We start from the raw sequence: 17,769 nt of genomic DNA on the forward strand, positions 1-17,769 counted from the left end.
GCACTCGTTCCCATATCCGTTACCTGATTACATTTATGGGGAAGTGTCCACGCTTTGCAAGCTTTTTCAAAAGATGGGTGCCTTATTGGTGCAGCATGCCCGTCAGCAGGGATTTCAGCCTTTCCAGATCCTCTTCCCTGGACAGGCTGTGGTCGCCGTCCTTGATCAGGGTGACCTGGACGTCAGTGCTGCGCAGGGCTTCAACAATCCTCGGTGCATAGTCCCAGGGAACGGGTTTGTCCTGCATGCCCTGAAGCAGGTGGACCGGGCAGTCTATCGGAAGCTTCCTGTTCAGCAGGAGATGCTGACGGCCGTCTTCAATCAGCTTGAGTGTGATGGGATAGGGATCGCCGTAGTCGGAAGGCTGGTGGTAAACGCCTTCGTTCAGCAGGGCATCCTTCGCATCCTGATCAAATTTCTCCCACATCAGTTCCTGGGTGAAATCCGGTGCTGCTGCGATTCCGATCAGGCTGTGAATCCTGTCGGCCCGCTGGAGGGCGATGTTCAGCATGATCCACCCGCCCATTGACGAACCAATGAGAATCAGGGGGCCTTCTGTCAGTTCATCGACAATGGTCAGGGCATCCTCTGTCCATCTGCTGATGGTACCATCAACAAATCTGCCGCTGGATTGTCCGTGCCCGAGGTAGTCAAACCGCACATAGCCAAAGCCCTCATCCCTGGCCAGCTGTTCCAGAAAGGTTGCTTTCGAACCTTCCATGTCCGACATGAAGCCACCCAGGAACACGACGGTGGGCTTTTCTTTTCCGGATGCAGCTTCTGTTTTGACGTACGCGAGTTGTTCGCCATCCTGTCTTTCGAGAAAATCAGGTGTTCCGGAGGGGATTTGTGTCATTGGTTCGAGGCTCTGAAAACGGTTTGGAAAAAAATCTCTCAAACTTTAACGGTGGAATAGCAGATTGTCTTGTTATAATAGCATAATTTGTCTATTCCGGTTGAGGGCTGACTGTTTTGTCCGGGTTGGCCGTATTACGAAGATTGATGGATTATATCTTGAGCGCTGAACACGAAAACCCTGCAGTTACAAAAGAACAGCCTTCCGGGCTTCGCTCTCTGCGTGCCGTTGCCGGGCAGGATCTGCAGGGCTTGCCAACGCTCAAGACGGATGACGGTAAAGCTCTTTGTGTGCTTCAGGTTGTGCCTGCCATGGAAACCGGCGGGGTGGAACGTGGCACGATGGATATCGCCCGTGCCATTCTCGCTGCGGGCGGGCGGGCAATTGTTGCCAGCTCCGGCGGGGTTCTGGCGCAGCGCCTGAAGCTGATTGGCGCCGAACATGTGGAACTGCCACTGCAATCGAAGAATCCCTATGTGATGTGGCGCAACGTTCAGCGTCTGAAAAAGCTGATTGTCCGGGAAAATGTTCATGTTGTGCACGCCCGTTCACGCGCGCCGGCCTGGTCGGCCCTTCAGGCAGCGCGGGAATGCCAGGTGCCTTTCGTGACAACGGTGCATGCGCCTTATAATATCGAGAACGGGCTGAAGCGGTTCTACAATTCCGTGATGACGAAGGGGGATCGTGTGATCTCGATTTCCCATTTCGTCAATGAATACATCAACCGGAACTACGTCGTGGACCCCGAACGGATCCGTATCATTCATCGCGGCATTGATGTGGATGCCTTTAATCCCGATACCGTTTCCCAGGAGCGGGTGATCATGCTGGCCAACAAGTGGCGTTTGCCTGACGGGGTGCCGCTTTTGATGTTGCCCGGGCGTCTGACCCGCTGGAAAGGGCAGCGCCTGATGCTGGATGCGCTGCGGGAGCTGGGAGATCGTGATTACTGTTGCGTTTTTGTCGGTTCGGATCAGGGGCGCAAGGCCTACAGCCAGGAACTGATGCAAACCATCAGGGACTACGGACTGGGCGAAAAGGTTTTTATCACTGACGTCTGCGATGACATGCCGGCGGCCTACATGTTGTCGGATATTGTGGTTTCGCCATCAACGGATCCGGAAGGATTTGGGCGTGTCGTCAGCGAAGGGCAGGCCATGGGGCGTGCTGTTGTTGCGTCCGATCATGGCGGTGCCCGCGAGCAGCTGTTGCCGGATGTGACAGGCTTCCTGTTTGAAAACAGAGATGTAAAAGCTTTTGCCTCTGCTCTGGACAAGGCCTTGTCCCTGAATGAGGAACAGCGTCAATCCCTTGCTGTCGCGGGAAAACAGCGCGTGGTCGAGAACTTTTCCAAAGGACAGATGAACAGAAAAACCCTCTCTGTTTATCGCGAGGTTGCCGCCGAATACGGAATCGGTACTTTCCTGAAGCAGGATTCCTGACAAACTCGGGGCTGGCGCTTGACAGAGCCGGTAAAGCCCTTAAAGTCAGCCTTGTTGGCCCCCTTTGAAACAAGCGGGGCTTTTCTGCATGAAACACCAAAGTCTGCCCCGGGCAGGCTGTATTTTTGAAAGTTATGAAGGATCATGGTTGCAATCACTCTGCCTGATGGCAGTAAACGTGAATTTGATGGCCCGGTTACAGGTCATCAATTGGCTGAATCCATTGGCGCGCGCCTTGCCAAAGACGCGCTTGCCGTTGTCGTTGACGGTGTTCTGAAAGACACCTCCGAGCCAATCACGACCGATGCAACCGTTGAGATTGTTACCCGCAAGCACGAAGAGGCAGCCCCTTTGCTGCGCCACGACTGTGCGCACGTTATGGCTGAGGCCGTTCAGGAGCTCTTCCCCGGGACTCAGGTGACATTCGGTCCTTCGACCGAGACAGGTTTCTATTACGACTTTGCCCGTGACGAGCCGTTTTCTTCGGATGATCTTGAGAAGATCGAAGCGAAGATGCACGAAATCATTGCGCGGAACGAACCGTTCAGGCGTCAGGTCTGGGACCGCGCCGAGGCCAAGGCCTTTTTCGAGGGCAAGGGCGAAAAGTACAAGGCTGAGCACATTGACAACATTCCGGGTGATGAGGATCTGTCCATCTACACCCAGGGTGAGTGGCTGGACCTCTGCCGTGGCCCGCATGCTCCTTCTACCGGACATATCGGGAAGGCTTTCAAGCTTCTGAAAGTATCGGGTGCTTACTGGCGCGGCGATGCCAACAATGATCAGTTGCAGCGTATCTACGGAACCTGCTGGACCAGCGAGAAAGAGCTGAAGGCCTATCTCACCATGCTGGAAGAGGCTGAAAAGCGTGACCACCGTCGCCTGGGCAAGGACCTCGGCCTGTTCCACCTTCAGGAAGAGGCTGTCGGTTCTGTTTTCTGGCATCCAAAGGGCTGGGCGCTTTATCGTGGTCTGGAAGACTACATGCGAAAAACCCTGGACAAGGCCGGTTATCAGGAGGTTCGCACACCTCAACTGATTGACCGCTCCCTGTGGGAAAAATCAGGTCACTGGGAAAAGTTCCGCGAGGGAATGTTCATTGCCGAGTCTGACAATGATCGCATTCTCGCGGTCAAGCCGATGAACTGCCCGGGGCATGTTCAGATCTTCCGTCAGGGGCAAACCTCCTACCGCGATCTTCCCATTCGCATGGCCGAATTCGGAAACTGTCATCGCAACGAGCCTTCCGGTGCCTTGCATGGTCTGATGCGTGTCAGAAACTTTGTGCAGGATGATGCACATATCTTCTGTACGGAAGACCAGATCAACAGTGAAACAGTGATTTTCTGTGATCTCCTCAAGTCCGTTTACAAGGATCTGGGCTTTGAAGAGATTGTCGTGAAGTTCTCTGATCGCCCGGAAAAACGTGCGGGAACAGATGAAACCTGGGATCGTGCGGAAGAAGCTCTGAGAGATGCTGTTGCCGAAGCAGGGCTCGAGTACAGCGCAAACCCCGGCGAAGGTGCCTTTTACGGGCCAAAGCTGGAGTTCGTTCTGCGCGATGCGATCGGCCGTGACTGGCAGTGCGGAACCCTGCAGGTTGACTTTATCCTGCCTGAGCGTCTGGATGCCTCCTACATCGGCGAGGACGACAAGCGTCATCGTCCGGTTATGCTGCACCGGGCAATTCTGGGGTCTTTCGAGCGTTTCCTTGCCATCCTGATCGAGCAGTATGCCGGCAAGTTTCCACTCTGGCTGGCGCCGGTCCAGATTGTCGTCGCTTCCGTGACAACCGATGCCAACGATTATGCCCAGGAGGTTATGGACAAACTGAAAGCCGCCGGCCTTCGTGTCCAGTGTGATCTGCGGAACGAGAAAATCGGCTACAAGGTGCGGGAGCACTCTGTGCAGAAGGTTCCTGTTATTTTGGCTGTCGGGCGTCGCGAAGCTGAAGAGCAGACTGTGGCGGTGCGTCGTCTGGGCAGCAAGGAGCAGACTGTCATGTCACTGACGGATGCTCTGGTTGCGCTGACTGACGAGGGCACGTCACCAGCTGAAAAAGTGTAATTTTAAGTTTTTGGCAGGGAAGGTTGTGTAAATAACCTTCCCTGTTCCTTTGCTCTTTGTGTATTCAGGCTTGCTCTTGTAGAAAAGATCAGTAAATATGCACAGCAGTAAAGATGAATGGCTTTTTTCCTGAAAAATGCCATACTGTTGTTGGTGATCTGTTGGGTTGAAATGAAGGCCGCCGGATCATTGAGCGAAACCAGTAGAGGGAGTGCAGACAATATCTCGCCCACCAATGAATAAACCCCCGCAACAAGATGGACCGCGGGTGAATGAACGAATTTCTATCCCGAAAGTGCGTCTGATTGATGCCGAAGGGGAACAGCTTGGAATCTTCGCGACGAAAGAAGCCCTGAACCGTGCCTATGATGCCGGTCTGGATCTTGTCGAAATTTCTCCGAATGCAGAGCCACCTGTCTGTAAGATTATGGACTATGGCCGCTATCGTTACGAGAATCAGAAGAAAAAGGCTGAAGCGCGCAAAAAGCAAAAGATCGTCGAGATCAAGGAGCTCAAGGTACGTCCGAACATCGATACACACGATTACGATGTCAAGATGAAGTCCGCGCACAAGTTCATTGGTTCCGGCGACAAGGTAAAGGTCACCATGCGCTTCCGTGGTCGTGAGATCACACACCAGGAAATCGGTCTTGAGGTTCTCAAGCGAATTGCTGCTGATCTCGAGGAAATTGCAAAGGTGGAGACCCACCCGCGCATCGAGGGACGGCAGATGACAATGGTTCTGGCACCGAGATAGTGCCAATTTGAATATCTGATAAAAACAGGGCCTTTAACAGGCCCTGTTTTTTTGCTTTGAATCCTGTTACAGAGTTCTCATGAACAAGAAAAAAATTGCCTATTTTGTCACGGAAGACTGGGCCTTTCTTTGCCATCGCCTGCCTATGGCGGAGGCTGCCCGGGATGCGGGCTATGAAGTCAGTGTTATTGCCAATGACACCGGGCAGGCACAGCTTATCCGTGACAAGGGATTCGAGTTTATTGCCTTGCCAGCCAAACGTGGTTCAAACAATCCGATGGGATTGTTCCTGACCCTGTTCCGTATTGTCAGCATCCTGAAGAAGCTGAAACCGGATCTCGTACATAATGTTGCAATCAAACCAATTCTTCTTGTGGGTCTGGCTTCGTTTTTTTCTCCGAAATCTCTTTATTTGCAAGCTGTTACCGGGCTGGGGACAGCTTTTCTGGGCAAGGGTTTGAAGGCCAGTGTTCTCCAGTTTGTTATCAGGAATATTCTGAAGATTCTTGCAGGAAGCAAAAGAAATTACTTTTTGCTGCAAAATGAAGATGACCTGAATTATTTGAAAACCCTCAATATTCTGAGGGAAGACAGAACCTTTATCATTCGGGGATCAGGGATTGATGTTCAGCGTTTTGCGGTCATGCCGGAACCCGAAACGGAGGATGGCTCTGTTCGTCTCGGGTTCGTTGGCCGGATGCTGATCGACAAGGGGGTGCGTGAGCTTCGTCAGGCCTTTCGTGATGCGAAAGCCGGAGGCTCAAAGATCGAGCTGGTTCTGGCCGGGCGTCCTGATCCTGAAAACCCGAGCAGCCTGTCTCTTGAAGAAATGGAAGAATGGGCGCGTGAGGACGGTGTTTCATGGCTTGGACATCTGGAGGATGTTCGGGACCTGTGGGCACAGGTCCATATTGCCGTTTTGCCCTCCTATCGGGAAGGATTGCCGCGATCCCTGCTGGAAGCAGCAGCTTGTGGCCGGGCAATTGTTGCGACGGATGTTCCGGGATGCCGTGAAATTGCGCATCATGGTCTGAATGCCCTGACTGTGCCGCTCAAGGAGGTGAAACCCCTGGCAGAGGCTTTTGAAAAACTGGCAGAAGACCCGGAGCTCAGAAAGGAATTTGCCGAGGCGTCCCGAAATATGGTCTTGTCTGATCTGTCAGCAGAAGCTGTCGGAAAGGCATTGATCGCGCTTTATGTTCAAATCCTCGCAGAGCATGCAGGAGACCGGGCATGAAATACAACGATCTTGGAACAACAGGGTTGAAGGTTTCCGAACTGGGGCTCGGTTGCGCAGGCTATTGGGGATTTCCTGTTTTTAGTGAGGAGAAAGCGCTTTCGCTGGTGCATCAGGCTGCAGAAAAAGGTGTGACCTTTTTTGACACAGGATCAAGCTATTCCGGTGGGCATTCGGAGCCCAGACTCGGGAGAGCACTGAAATCAATAGGCGACAGGGAAAAGCTTGTTATAAGCACCAAGATTGGCACCGTTATGAACAGGCGCTTTCTGACGAAGGATTTCAGCCCTGATGCGCTGTTGAAGCAGCTTGAACAGAGCCGCCGTAATCTGGATATGGACTGCCTTCCTGTTGTGATGCTCCATTTGCCCTCTCTGAATGATCTCAACAACCAGACCTATGATTTTATGGAAGAGGTTAAAAGCAGGGGCTGGGTGAGATGTTTTGGCGCCTCGTGTGATGGAGAGGTACTGGATAAGGTCCTGAATGCAGACAGGTTTGACTGCGTTATGATGGATTATAACCTTTTGAACCAGGCACCCATTCGCCAGGTTCACGAAGCCAGGGAAAAGGGGATTGGAGTTCTGCTGAAATCCCCTCTGGCGCACACGCTTTACAGCAACAGGGTCTTCAGGATCAGATCTCTGGCTGACTTCTGGTATTTTTTGAGGGTTCTTAAAAATTACCGGCCGTATTTCTATAAAGGGCTCAAGTATCGTTTTGTGAACAATCAGGACAACCTGACAGGACATGAAATCGCGCTTTTGTTTGCGCTGAAATCCATGGCGAGTTCAGCTGTTGTCGGCACAACCAGAATTGAGAGTCTTGAAGCAAACCTGAGAGCCCTGGGCAGGGAGTTGCCACAGGATCTTTACGAGCGCCTGCTGGATTAATGCCAGCAATCAGGTTCTGTTTTCCTGCTTTTGCCACTCTGCCAGCATGAGAAGGGTCCAGAGCTTGTCTCCGGCGTCCGTGTGTCCTGAGAGCTGCTTTTTCCAGATCTGATGGATCCTGTTGCTGTTCATGCCAAAGGCGCCGTGCCAGTCTGTCTCGGTCAGGAGGCTGTTGGCCCAATCCCTGAGGTCGTTTCTGAGCCATTGATTGATCGGGATGGCAAAGCCCTGTTTGGGGCGCTCCACGAGCTCTCTTGGAACGTGTTTGTACAGGATCTCGCGGGTGACCCGTTTGCCCGTTCCCTTTTGCAGATGGACAGCTGTGTCGATCTGCCAGGCCTTTTCGATAACCCGGTGGTCGAGGAAGGGCACGCGAACCTCCAGCGCATGGGCCATGGAAGCCCTGTCCACCTTGGTCAGAATGTCGTCTGGCAGATAGGTGACCGTGTCCAGATACTGGAAAAGGGCCTCATCCCGGGAAAAGTGGAGATCGCCGATTGCATTCGTACCTGCAGGCTGTTCGGGCAGAAGATCGTCCCACTGGGTGACAATGGCATCGTAGGCAGCGCCGGAACCGGAAGCCGCAAGAGCGCGTCCTGTCTTCAGCAGACGGCGACCAATGTCCATCTGTCGGGCCTTTGTCCTGCCGAAAGCAACAGAAGCCAGATTGTTCGCTATGGAAGGAGGCGTATGCGACAGGGCTCTTGCTCCGAGCCTGACCAGCGCGGAAGGAAACCTGTTTTGAAACTGCTGAATTCTCTCAAGATGAAGATAGCGGTTGTAGCCTGCAAAAACCTCGTCTCCCCCGTCCCCTGAAAGGGCAACGGTAACGTGTTCCCGGGTCAGCCGGCTCAGAAGTTTTGTCGGAATCTGTGAGGAGTCAGCAAAGGGTTCGTCATAGACCTTCATCAGGCCTGAAACTTCAGAGAGCAGGTCCTGTTCGGTGACATAAAGCTCTGTGTGCTCTGTGCCCAGATGCTGCGCAATCAGCTTTGCGTGTTCAGCCTCGTTGTAACCTTCCTGGTCAAAACCGATGGAAAAGGTGCGAACGGGTCGAGTGCTGTTTTTTTGCATCAGCGCTGTGATCAGACTGGAATCAAGCCCGCCGGAAAGGAAGGCCCCCAGCTCGACATCGGCAATCATCCGTTTTTGAACAGCATCTTCAAGAATTGGCTCAATGGCCCTGACGGCTTCATCCAGAGTTACAATTTTATCGGAATTACCGGTGTGGCGCACAACCTCCTTCATGGACCAGAAAGGGGTTTCCTGACAGGAGCCATCACTGTTGAAGCTCAGAATCGTACCGGGGGTCTGTTTTTGAATGCCACGGTAGATCGAGTGGGGGGCGGGGATATAGCCGAGTTTCAGATAGTTTGCGATTGCATCTGTGTTGAGTGCGCGGGAGCAGCCTGTGTAATGTAGCAGACTTTTGAGCTCCGAGCCAAAGGTGATCAGACCCTGTTGGTTGCTCCAGTACAGGGGTTTGATGCCCAGTCTGTCCCGCACCAGAAAGAAGCGCTTGTCACGATCATCCCACAGGGCAAAGGCGAACTGGCCAATGAAATGCGTGACAGCCTTTTCCAGACCAAGCCGGGCAATGGCGAGAAGCATGACCTCGGTGTCGGAGTGACCACGCAGTTCCTTTTGCTCAACCTGCAGGGTTTCCAGGATTTCCAGCCTGTTGAAAACCTCTCCGTTAAAGGCCATCCAGTAACGGCCACAGGCGGACTGCATGGGCTGTTGGCCGGACGGGGAGAGATCCTGAATGGCAAGCCGGGTGTGTCCCAGCCCGCATTTTCTGTCGTCGGAGATCCAGTGGGCATGTGCATCAGGCCCTCTGTGCAGAAGGGAGTCTGTCGCCTGCGCAAGATCCTGCTGCAGCACTGCCGGGCTTTGATGATTGGAAGCTGTAACAAGGAAACCGGTGATGCCGCACATGGAAAATAATCGTCCTGTGAAATGACTTTTGTTTCTATCTATCTGCTTGAGGGCGGGGCTGACAACTCAATTCAGAGGATCAGGCCCCTTTCCTGACACGATAGAACACGGCATAGAGGACAGGAACAACGCCCAGTGTCAGAACGGTGCCCACACCGAGACCGAAGGCCATGGCGTTTGCCATGCCATAGAACAGTGCATCCTGTGAAACGATCAGCGGCATCAGACCCAGAATGGTTGTGATCGTGGTCATGACAATGGGACGAAGTCTCATCACACAGGCGTTGATGACAGCGTTGTAGGGGCTGTTTCCATCTGCCAGTTCGATGTCGATCCGGTCGATCAGGACAATGGCGTTGTTGATGATAATGCCGGCCAGAGAATAGAGGCCAAGTGTGACCATGAAGCCAAAGGGCGATCCCATCACGAAGAGACCGACTGCTGCGCCGATCAGAACCAGCGGGATGGTCAGGACGATAATCAGTGGTTTGCGGTAGGAATTGAACTGGGCAACCAGCAGGATCAGGATGACGCCGATCACCAGCGGAATGGAAGCCGAGAGTGCTTCCTGTGCACCGGCCGATTCCGCAATGACGCCGTCATATTCGATCCAGTGACCGGGGGGCAGGTCTTCCGCAAGCTTCTGGACATAGGGATCAAGGCCTGCTTTCAGGTCCTCGGCCGTTTGCAGCAGGTTCTTGCCCTCGACCGTAACAGTGCGGAACATGTTCTCGCGCTGGATCTTTGCAAACTCGTTGTTGGGCTCGAAGTCGGCGATCTGGAACAGCGGCACGTTCACATCCCGGGAAGACGAATAGACGTTCATGGTCCGCATGCGATCAATATTGAAACGCTCGGCGGCTTCAGCGCGCATGACAATGGGGATGATATCGTCGCCGTCCCGGAACTCGGTGACCTCTACGCCGGAAAAGTAATTCTGCATGGAGTTGGCAATATCGCGGGAGGTGACACCGGCGCGTCTGGCCCGTTGCTGGTCAACGTTGACGATGACATTTGTAACCCGGTTTTCCCAGTTGTTGTGAATGTCAATGGTGCCGGGGATCTGCCGCATCAGGGCTTCGAGCTCTTTGGCCTTGCTGTAAATAACATCTGCATCGGGGCCACGAACCTGGATTTCCAGCTTGCTGGCATCGCTTGGCCCGAGGAACATGCGGGTGGTGCGGATGAACATGTCCGGGAACTGTTCGATAAAGCCAACACGCAGGGCATCAAGCGTTGCGTCCATGTTTTCCGAAGCGTCAATGTTCAGAACAATGAAGCCTGTGTTGCTGGCGGGATCACCGGGTGACAGGGACAGCACAAAGCGCGGACCGCCATAACCGACATAGCCCGAGTAGGACAGAATGTGCGGGAAGGCCTCGCGATCATCCAGGAAAGCGAAGATGTCACGCATTCTGCGGTCCGTTGTGCGCGCAGAGGTGTTTGTGGGCAGTTCGGCATAGACCAGCAGCTGTGTTCTGTCGGAGTCCGGGAAAAACTGCTTGGGGACAATGCCCATCAGCCAGCCCGAACCGATCAGCAGGGCGAGCATCAGGGACAGGAAGACTGTTTTGTTGCGCAATGCCCAGTGGAGGAACACCGTGTAGGGAGCATAGAGCCTGCTCATAAAGTCTTTCGGCTGTGCTTCTTTCTGCTCTCCGTCCCTGAGCGGTTTTACCTTCATGAAGCTGTGGCAGAGGCTTGGCGTTACACAGAGGGCCAGAACCCATGATGTCAGCAGGGCAATCATGACGATCAGGGAGATGGAACGGGTGTATTCACCGGCAACGTGATCGGCGAGCATCAGCGGCAGGAAAACGAGGATGGTGGTCAGGGAGGAAATGAGCAGGGGAACCGCCATTTCCCGGCCACAGTCCCGCAGGGCATCGTCACGGGACTGCCCTTCTTCCAGCCTGCGTTTGAAATCCTCGGCAATAACAATGCCGTTGTCGACCAGCAGACCCAGCGAAATGATCAGGGTTGCCAGACTCATTCTTTCCAGCGCGAGATCAAACACGTTCATCAGTGCAAGCGTGACCAGCATCACAAAGGGAACGATTGTTCCCACGATCAGGCCCGTGCGCAGGCCGAGGAACAGCATGACGACGACCAGAACGATCACAAGGGTCTGGACGACAGAACTGGACACACCATTGATTGTCTGGTCGACCTGTTCGGCCTGATAGGTGGCGATGTTCAGTTCCATCCCGACCGGAAGTGTGGCCTCAACCGTGCGGATGGTTTCCACCATGCGCGGAGAGAACTCCAGAACATTGAAGTTGTCCAGCAGGGATATGGCAAAGATGATGGCCTGCTTGCCATTGTAATAGGACGCCTGGTTGGGAGGATCAATATAGGTGCGGGTAATGGTGACAATGTCGGAAAGGGGGATGACCTCATCGCCTTCTCCGTCCTGTCCGGGAATGGGGATCAGGGTCGAGCCGATATCATTGATGGTGACGAAGTTGCCGGACGGTTCCACGATAAAGGTCTTGGCGCCGGTATCAATGCTGCCGCCGGGCTGGATGATGTTCTGGTTGCTCAGGGTGTTCAGAAGCTGATCCGGTGTGATTCCCAGTTGCGCCAGTTTGGCGTTGGACATTTCCAGAAAGATGCGTTCGTCCTGTACTCCCAGAATGTCGATTTTCTTGGTTCCGGCCACACCGTAGAGCACGTCGCGCACATGTTTGGCCATATCGTACAGAAGTGCCATTTCGTAATCATCACCGGTCAGGGCCAGTGTGATGACGGCAACATCACCGAATTCATCATTCACGACAGAGGAGCGCGTTCCTTCGGGAAGCTCGGCCTGGGCTTCCTGAACCTTGTTGCGCAGATCCTGCCAGATGGCATCAAGGTCAAAGAACTGGTCCTGGATTTCCACTGTGATTGTCGAACGGCCAATGGAAGAGGTCGACAGCACTTCCTCGACTTCGGGGATCTTGCGAATGGCCCGTTCCAGCTTTTTGGTGATCAGCTCTTCGACCCGTTCAGCTGAAAGCCCCGGATAGTCGGTGATGACCTTTGCTGTGCGAATGGTGATGCTGGGGTCTTCCTTTGCAGGAAGGGTAAAGAAACTGACCGCACCGAAAACCAGAAGAATGAGGAGAATCATGTAGACCAGTTTGCGGTACTGGAAAGCGATTTGTGTCATGTTCATGAGGACCTGCCGGGTGAGCTTGATCTGAAAGGAGGATTAGTTGAAGACCTTTGGCCCAACGCCCAGAAGAGTTACCTTCTGTCCGTCATGGAGGTATTCGACGCCTGCTGTGGCGATGACATCTCCTTCCTTCAGTCCCTTTCCGACAAGAACCTGGTTGTTCAAAACGTTTTCAGTCTGTACAGCTTGTCTTCTGACTGTTTTTGCCTCTGCATCATAGATAAAGACATAGGCATTGCCGTCCTCTCCGGCGAGCAGGGCCGTGGGGGGTACGCGGAAGGCTTTTCCGCTTCGTCCCGTGCGGCCTTCCCCGAGGAACTTGAAGTCAATCTCGGCGCTCATGCCTGCGCGCAGCCGGTCGTCGGCATCAGCCAGAAGAAGTGTGACCGGAAAGGCATTGGCCTGTGTGGCCTGTGTTCCGATCTCTGTGATGCGTCCGTTGAGCGCAAGGCCGGGCAGCGCCGGGAAACGCACGGCATAGCTCTGGTTCTGCTGGAGCTTGCCGATCAGGGTCTCCGGCACGGTTGCAGAAACCTCCAGACCTTCCTTGCCTTCGATGATCAGAACGGTTTGTCCCGCTGTAATCTGTTGTGAAGGCTCTGCCAGACGTGAGGAGATCTTGCCGTCATAGGGTGCACGCAGGGCTGTATCGGTCAGATCTTTCTGTGACAGCTCCAGCTGAGCCTGGGCAATATCGACAGAACTCTGGGCTGTATCCAGCGCGGCCTGTGCATTGTCCAGGGAGGCCTTTGCAACCCAGCCCTTGGAAAAGAGATCCTGCTGGCGGTTGTATTCATTGCGAGCTTCCGTCAGGCGGGCGCGTGCTTCCTGAAGCTGCCCCTCGGAGGCGCGGGAGCTGAGCTCGTAACTGCTTTGATCCAGTTCTGCGAGCACCTGCCCCTTGGTCACGGTGTCTCCCAGATTGACATCAATGGATTCAATCTTTCCGGCTACCTGAAAGGACAGGTCGGCATTCTCTGCCGCCACGAGAATGCCCGAAATTCGCCGGAGCTGTTCAAACTCTGTCTCCGCGATCTCAATCCACGCAATTGGCCTCGGTGGAAACTCGACCACCTGTTTTTCTTCCTTGCAGGCAGTGAGCAAAATCAGAGATGACAGGGAGAAAAATTTGAGAGCGGATACCGGATTATTGTTCTTCTTGGGCATCTTGCTAGCCTTTGGTTGTATTGGTTTCTGATTTCCCATTATGACGTGAAATCTGCGAGAAGAGAACAGGTCTTGTTTTCTGTTGAAGGATATTTGTTCCGGAAAACGCGTCAGCTCATTATTTTTTGCTGAAAACGAGTGAAAGCATTTTCCAGTGAAAAACTTTGGGGAAGATAAATTCCATCTTCGGTTTTTCCCTGCTTTGAAGCCAAATGGTTGAGGCTTGCTGTAAAGTCTTTGTCAAAGTCTGCAATCGTGAGCTGTTCGGGTTTGCTCATGAGCTTCCTGATGTCTTCAACGCCTCCTGACTCCGGTGTCGCTACACAGTGAAGGCCGCACACGAGAGCTTCGAGCAGGGCGTTGGGCATGCCCTCCCATCTGGAAGGCATGGCAAAAATGTCTGCTGCCTTGTAGTAGGCCCAGGGGTTGCTGACCTGTCCGTGAAACTTGACGCGATGGGATTGTCCCAGTTGACTGACACGCTGAACGAGTTTCTCTTTTTGGGGACCGTCCCCGAGGAAATGGAACTCAAGTTCCGAAGAGAGGTCTGGCAGGGTTTCAACGAAACGGTCAAAACCTTTCTGTTCAACCATCCGGCCAGAGAGAACCACTTTTTTCAGGGTGTTGCCCCTGTTCGGAAAAGGTGCTTCCCCTGTCGCATTTTTCAGGATTTTATCAACGTCAACAGGGTTGTAGAACAGGCAAAGCTGTTCTGATCGTGCGAGCTGCAGATCGCTGAATTCCTGTTGCATTTTTTCGGAGGTGACAAAAATAAAGTCTGCCCGCCTGTAGAGAGACTGATAGAGCGTCCTGGTAAAGGTGGGGACTTTTGCCTTCGCGAAAATGGCGCTTGGCAGATTGGCTTCGCGTACAACAAGCCTGTGGTCAAAGGTCAAAAACGGCCTGAGAAACAGAAGCGCCAGATTGACATAGCCGATTGTTGAAAATATCGCATCCGGCTTTTGTCGTTGCAGCGTACGGTAAAGTTCCGGAACAGCGCGAAGCAATCTGTTTTTTCCCAGGCGAACAACATTTATCTCCGGATCAATATCGTCAAGTTCGTCCCGGCGATCGCCAACCAGCAACAGAGTGACTGCAAGTCCCTTGCGGACCGAGAGATTCATCAGGGTCAGAGCGACCCGTTGGGCTCCTCCCCGTGAGAGATCCGGCAGGACGAATGTGATTCTTGAAGTCCCGCAGTCTGTCATCTGACGCATTTCCCGGCAGCGAGCTCTTTCCAGACTTCAAGAAGTTTTCTGCCCTGTTTTTCACTGTTGCACAGCTTTTCTATTCTTGTGGCTGCTGTTCGGGACAGGGAAGACAGGCGCTGTTCATCGTTCTGCAACCCAGTCAGCAGATCTGCAAGTTCCTTTGCATCAAAGTCCTCAAAGAGAAACCCTGTTTTCCCGGTCTCGATAAACTTGTCATAGGTGCCAAAAGAAATTGCCGGGCGCCCGTATTGCAGGGCTTCCAGTATGTCCCGTCCCCATGGATTGGCCTCCCGGGTTGGCTTTATCAGAATGTGACTGTTTCGAAGAATCTGTTCGGGATCCGGAATGTGTCCCGGAAAATCAAAATATGCTTCGACTCCCATCGCCTTTGCGTAGTCGGACAGATCCCCGCCTTTCCGGGAAATCTCCCCCAACAGGCCCGGTAGGGAGTTTGACAGCGACATGTTGCCGGCGACCGTGAAGCGAACAGACGGGTTGTTTTGCCGCTTCAGTTCAACGGCAATTTCGACCAGGCGATCAAGGCCTCTCATCCATGAGTAGTTCGAGACACAGCAAACCCTCAGAAAACCATCTCTGATGGATGGCAGGGGGGACAGATTTTCCGGTGGACGGACAATGTTGTAAATTACCGTACCCTGCTTGATTTCAGGATTGAGGTTGCTCCAGTGCCGCTGTTCGTTTTCGGTAATATAAACCAGCCTGTCCACACAGGCGTCGACCCGTTTGGCCTGCAGGCGTGAAAAGAGACTTACAGGCGGTTGCGTGCGGATGTGCATGGAAATTCCGGCCCGTGTGCGTTTCCCGAGCCATTTCGCCAGATGATGAAGGCTTTCATGATTGAGGTGAATGATGTCAAAGGACTGCGCGGCCTTTTCAAGCCTTCTCAGGAATTCTCCTGCCCTGATGGTGTCACAGCCAAACATCAGATATTGAAAAAGGTTACGTGAAGGTCGTTCAACAGAAGTGATCTTCGGCAGAAGCGGATGCACTTCCGTTTTGACATTCAGTCTGGCGTAACGCTCCTGGATCGGGCCTTTTTTCTTGCACCAGACTTCTATTTCGACATTGTCCTGTCGTTCGGAGATGGCTTTGACGGATTCAAAAAGGCTTCTGGAAGAGCCGCCATATCCGCCTTCAATATCCAGGCAAAGAACGCGGAGTTTTTTCATTTTATCATTGTCTTTGTTTCTTGGAGCCCGATATGGAACAGGCTGTCCAGAACGGAAAGCCCCGGCGTGAAATCGCTTTGACCCTGATTGTAGGGAGCTGCTTTGAAAGAGCTGTATTGCAGAGTGATGTTGTTGCTTTCAAAGAGATCTTCGGATTGATAGTTCTGCCCTCCCTTGCCGGATAGATAGGAGGCATTGTCAGAGAGTGTTTTTATGATATTCACCAGTCTGACATCGGATTCACCCTTGTCGTAGTTCAGCGATGATGCCTTGACGGTTGGTGTCTCCAGTTCCAGAATTCTGCACAGCCCCTGTATGAGCTGAATGTTGATTTCAGCAAGGTTGTCCGCATCAACCGAGTGATAGATCTGCTCTGTTTCAGGCCACATCTCCTTAAAAAAGGGAGCCTGCCTGTAGTAGTTCTTCAATGTCGACAGATGGCTTTCTATCCAGTTGGCCCTGGCGGGTTGCACGGCATGGACCGGATCGCCAAAACTGTAGGATACCGGAAGGGTCAGCCATTTTCTGCCACCTGGAGACAGGACTTCAACCCTGTTGATATAGCTGTTCTTGCTGAATTGGACATCGTCAAGAAAAACAAAAAGATCACTCTTTGCGATCTTGTGAAAGTAACCAAGCCACGGGGAATAGTTTGGCTGGTGAATCGCTATAACAGTTCTTTGCATCTTGCTGATATCGTTCTACCGGGAAGAGGAAAGGGCTTCGAGTATCGCGGTTTGCTCACTGTCGCTTAAATAGGCATGTACCGGAATACTGATCACTTTCCGGCTGAGCTCCTCGCTGACGGGCAGGCTGCCTGCGCCATGGCCATACTGACCATAGGCGGGTTGCAGATGCATTGGCTTTGGATAGTATATCGCATATGGAATGTTCTGTTTTTCCAGATTGCGGATGGTTTCTTCCCGGTTCTCGCAGACCAGAGTATACTGGGCAAAGGCGTTCAGGGCGCTCAGGGCATTTGCCTGGGCTTTGAAGCCTGAACCCAGCTCCCGGGAATAACGGCTGGCAATCCGGTTTCTGCGCTGGATTTCCTGATCCAGTAGCTTCAGCTTTTCGAGCAGAATGGCTGCCTGAATGGTATCAAGGCGGCTGTTGAGCCCGACGCGAACATTGTCATATTTGTTTTGCCCTTTTCCGTGAACACGAATGGAACGAATGGTTTCATTGAGAAGCGGGCAGTCTGTCAGAATAGCTCCACCGTCTCCAAAACATCCAAGAGGCTTTGCGGGAAAGAAGCTCGTCGTTGTGATGTCTGCAAGCGTTCCGACCTTCTGGCCGTTCCCGCTTGCGCCACCAAAACTCTGTGCGGCATCTGCGATAAGCCTGAGACTGTACTGATCGGCGATTGTCTGCAGGCTGGTATAATCGGCTGGCAGACCAAAGAGATCCACTGCGATGATCGCCTTTAGACGTTCCGCTTCCTGTTCTTTTGAGAGGGCCAGAATCTTTCTTTCAAGATCTGCGGGGCAAAGGTTGAAACTGTTCTCGTCAACATCGACGAAAACGGGCGTTGCGCCCAAAACGAGAATACACTCTGCTGTTGCTGTGAAGGTAAAGGAAGGAACGAAGACAAAATCACCGGGCTTCACATCAAGGGCCATCAGGGCAATTTGAAGGGCGTCGCTGCCATTGGCAACTGTGATGCAGTGCTGTGCACCGGTATAGTCACAAAGCTGCTGTTCCAGCTGCCTGACTTCAGGGCCCATGATGTATTGGCCATGATCAAGAACCTTCCGGATGGCTTCATCAATGTCGTGCCTGATTGGCGAGAGCTGGGAGTCCAGATCAATCAGTTTGATATGTTCTTTTGTCATGCTGGATTTCGTTTCC

Annotated in this window: 13 protein-coding genes; 5 read left to right on the forward strand and 8 right to left on the reverse strand. The window is 53.0% G+C overall.

Annotated elements, in window-relative coordinates; translation table 11 throughout:
- Positions 1-82: 82 nt before the first annotated feature.
- The gene (locus tag AAAH10_RS12765; protein ID WP_343564146.1) at positions 83-856 is read right to left on the reverse strand and encodes an alpha/beta fold hydrolase; all 774 of its coding nucleotides are present in this window, start codon (positions 854-856) and stop codon (positions 83-85) included.
- A gap of 158 nt (positions 857-1,014) precedes the next feature.
- Here AAAH10_RS12765 and AAAH10_RS12770 point away from each other — a divergent pair, with 158 nt between their 5' ends.
- The 5 genes from AAAH10_RS12770 to AAAH10_RS12790 all read left to right on the forward strand — a co-directional run bounded on the left by AAAH10_RS12770 (position 1,015) and on the right by AAAH10_RS12790 (position 7,252).
- On the forward strand, positions 1,015-2,298 hold the full coding sequence (locus tag AAAH10_RS12770) for a glycosyltransferase family 4 protein (protein WP_343564148.1): 1,284 nt from the start codon (positions 1,015-1,017) through the stop codon (positions 2,296-2,298).
- A 144-nt stretch (positions 2,299-2,442) separates the two neighbouring features.
- A complete protein-coding gene (gene thrS / locus AAAH10_RS12775) occupies positions 2,443-4,365 on the forward strand; it encodes a threonine--tRNA ligase (protein ID WP_343564150.1) in 1,923 nt (640 codons plus the stop codon).
- Between the two features lie 235 nt (positions 4,366-4,600).
- Positions 4,601-5,122: a translation initiation factor IF-3 gene (gene infC / locus AAAH10_RS12780; protein ID WP_343564152.1), complete on the forward strand. Its 522-nt coding sequence runs from the start codon at positions 4,601-4,603 to the stop codon at positions 5,120-5,122.
- Positions 5,123-5,201: 79 nt separating this feature from the next.
- Positions 5,202-6,359: a glycosyltransferase family 4 protein gene (locus AAAH10_RS12785; protein ID WP_343564154.1), complete on the forward strand. Its 1,158-nt coding sequence runs from the start codon at positions 5,202-5,204 to the stop codon at positions 6,357-6,359.
- Positions 6,356-7,252, forward strand: coding sequence for an aldo/keto reductase (locus tag AAAH10_RS12790; protein WP_343564156.1), 897 nt, complete (start codon positions 6,356-6,358; stop codon positions 7,250-7,252). The genes AAAH10_RS12785 and AAAH10_RS12790 overlap by 4 nt, the downstream gene beginning before the upstream one ends.
- A gap of 9 nt (positions 7,253-7,261) precedes the next feature.
- Here the strand turns inward: AAAH10_RS12790 and asnB are convergent, their stop codons facing one another.
- The 7 genes from asnB to AAAH10_RS12825 form a co-directional block, all read right to left on the reverse strand.
- A complete protein-coding gene (gene asnB / locus AAAH10_RS12795) occupies positions 7,262-9,190 on the reverse strand; it encodes an asparagine synthase (glutamine-hydrolyzing) (RefSeq protein WP_343564158.1) in 1,929 nt (642 codons plus the stop codon).
- A gap of 79 nt (positions 9,191-9,269) precedes the next feature.
- Positions 9,270-12,350, reverse strand: a complete 3,081-nt coding sequence (locus tag AAAH10_RS12800; protein ID WP_343564160.1) for an efflux RND transporter permease subunit — start codon at positions 12,348-12,350, stop codon at positions 9,270-9,272.
- Positions 12,351-12,386: 36 nt separating this feature from the next.
- A complete protein-coding gene (locus tag AAAH10_RS12805) occupies positions 12,387-13,424 on the reverse strand; it encodes an efflux RND transporter periplasmic adaptor subunit (RefSeq protein WP_343564162.1) in 1,038 nt (345 codons plus the stop codon).
- 203 nt (positions 13,425-13,627) lie between these two features.
- The gene (locus AAAH10_RS12810; RefSeq protein ID WP_343564164.1) at positions 13,628-14,734 is read right to left on the reverse strand and encodes a glycosyltransferase; all 1,107 of its coding nucleotides are present in this window, start codon (positions 14,732-14,734) and stop codon (positions 13,628-13,630) included.
- Positions 14,722-15,918, reverse strand: a complete 1,197-nt coding sequence (locus tag AAAH10_RS12815; protein WP_343564166.1) for a glycosyltransferase family 4 protein — start codon at positions 15,916-15,918, stop codon at positions 14,722-14,724. Before AAAH10_RS12815 ends, AAAH10_RS12810 begins: the two co-directional genes overlap by 13 nt.
- On the reverse strand, positions 15,915-16,604 hold the full coding sequence (locus tag AAAH10_RS12820) for a WbqC family protein (RefSeq protein ID WP_343564169.1): 690 nt from the start codon (positions 16,602-16,604) through the stop codon (positions 15,915-15,917). The genes AAAH10_RS12815 and AAAH10_RS12820 overlap by 4 nt, the downstream gene beginning before the upstream one ends.
- Positions 16,605-16,619: 15 nt before the next feature.
- Positions 16,620-17,753, reverse strand: coding sequence for a DegT/DnrJ/EryC1/StrS family aminotransferase (locus tag AAAH10_RS12825; RefSeq protein WP_343564171.1), 1,134 nt, complete (start codon positions 17,751-17,753; stop codon positions 16,620-16,622).
- Between the last annotated feature and the right edge of the window lie 16 nt (positions 17,754-17,769).

It is taken from the genome of Carbonatibacter coralli, assembly GCF_039592655.1.
Classification (GTDB): Bacteria; Pseudomonadota; Alphaproteobacteria; order Kiloniellales; family Kiloniellaceae; genus Carbonatibacter; species Carbonatibacter coralli.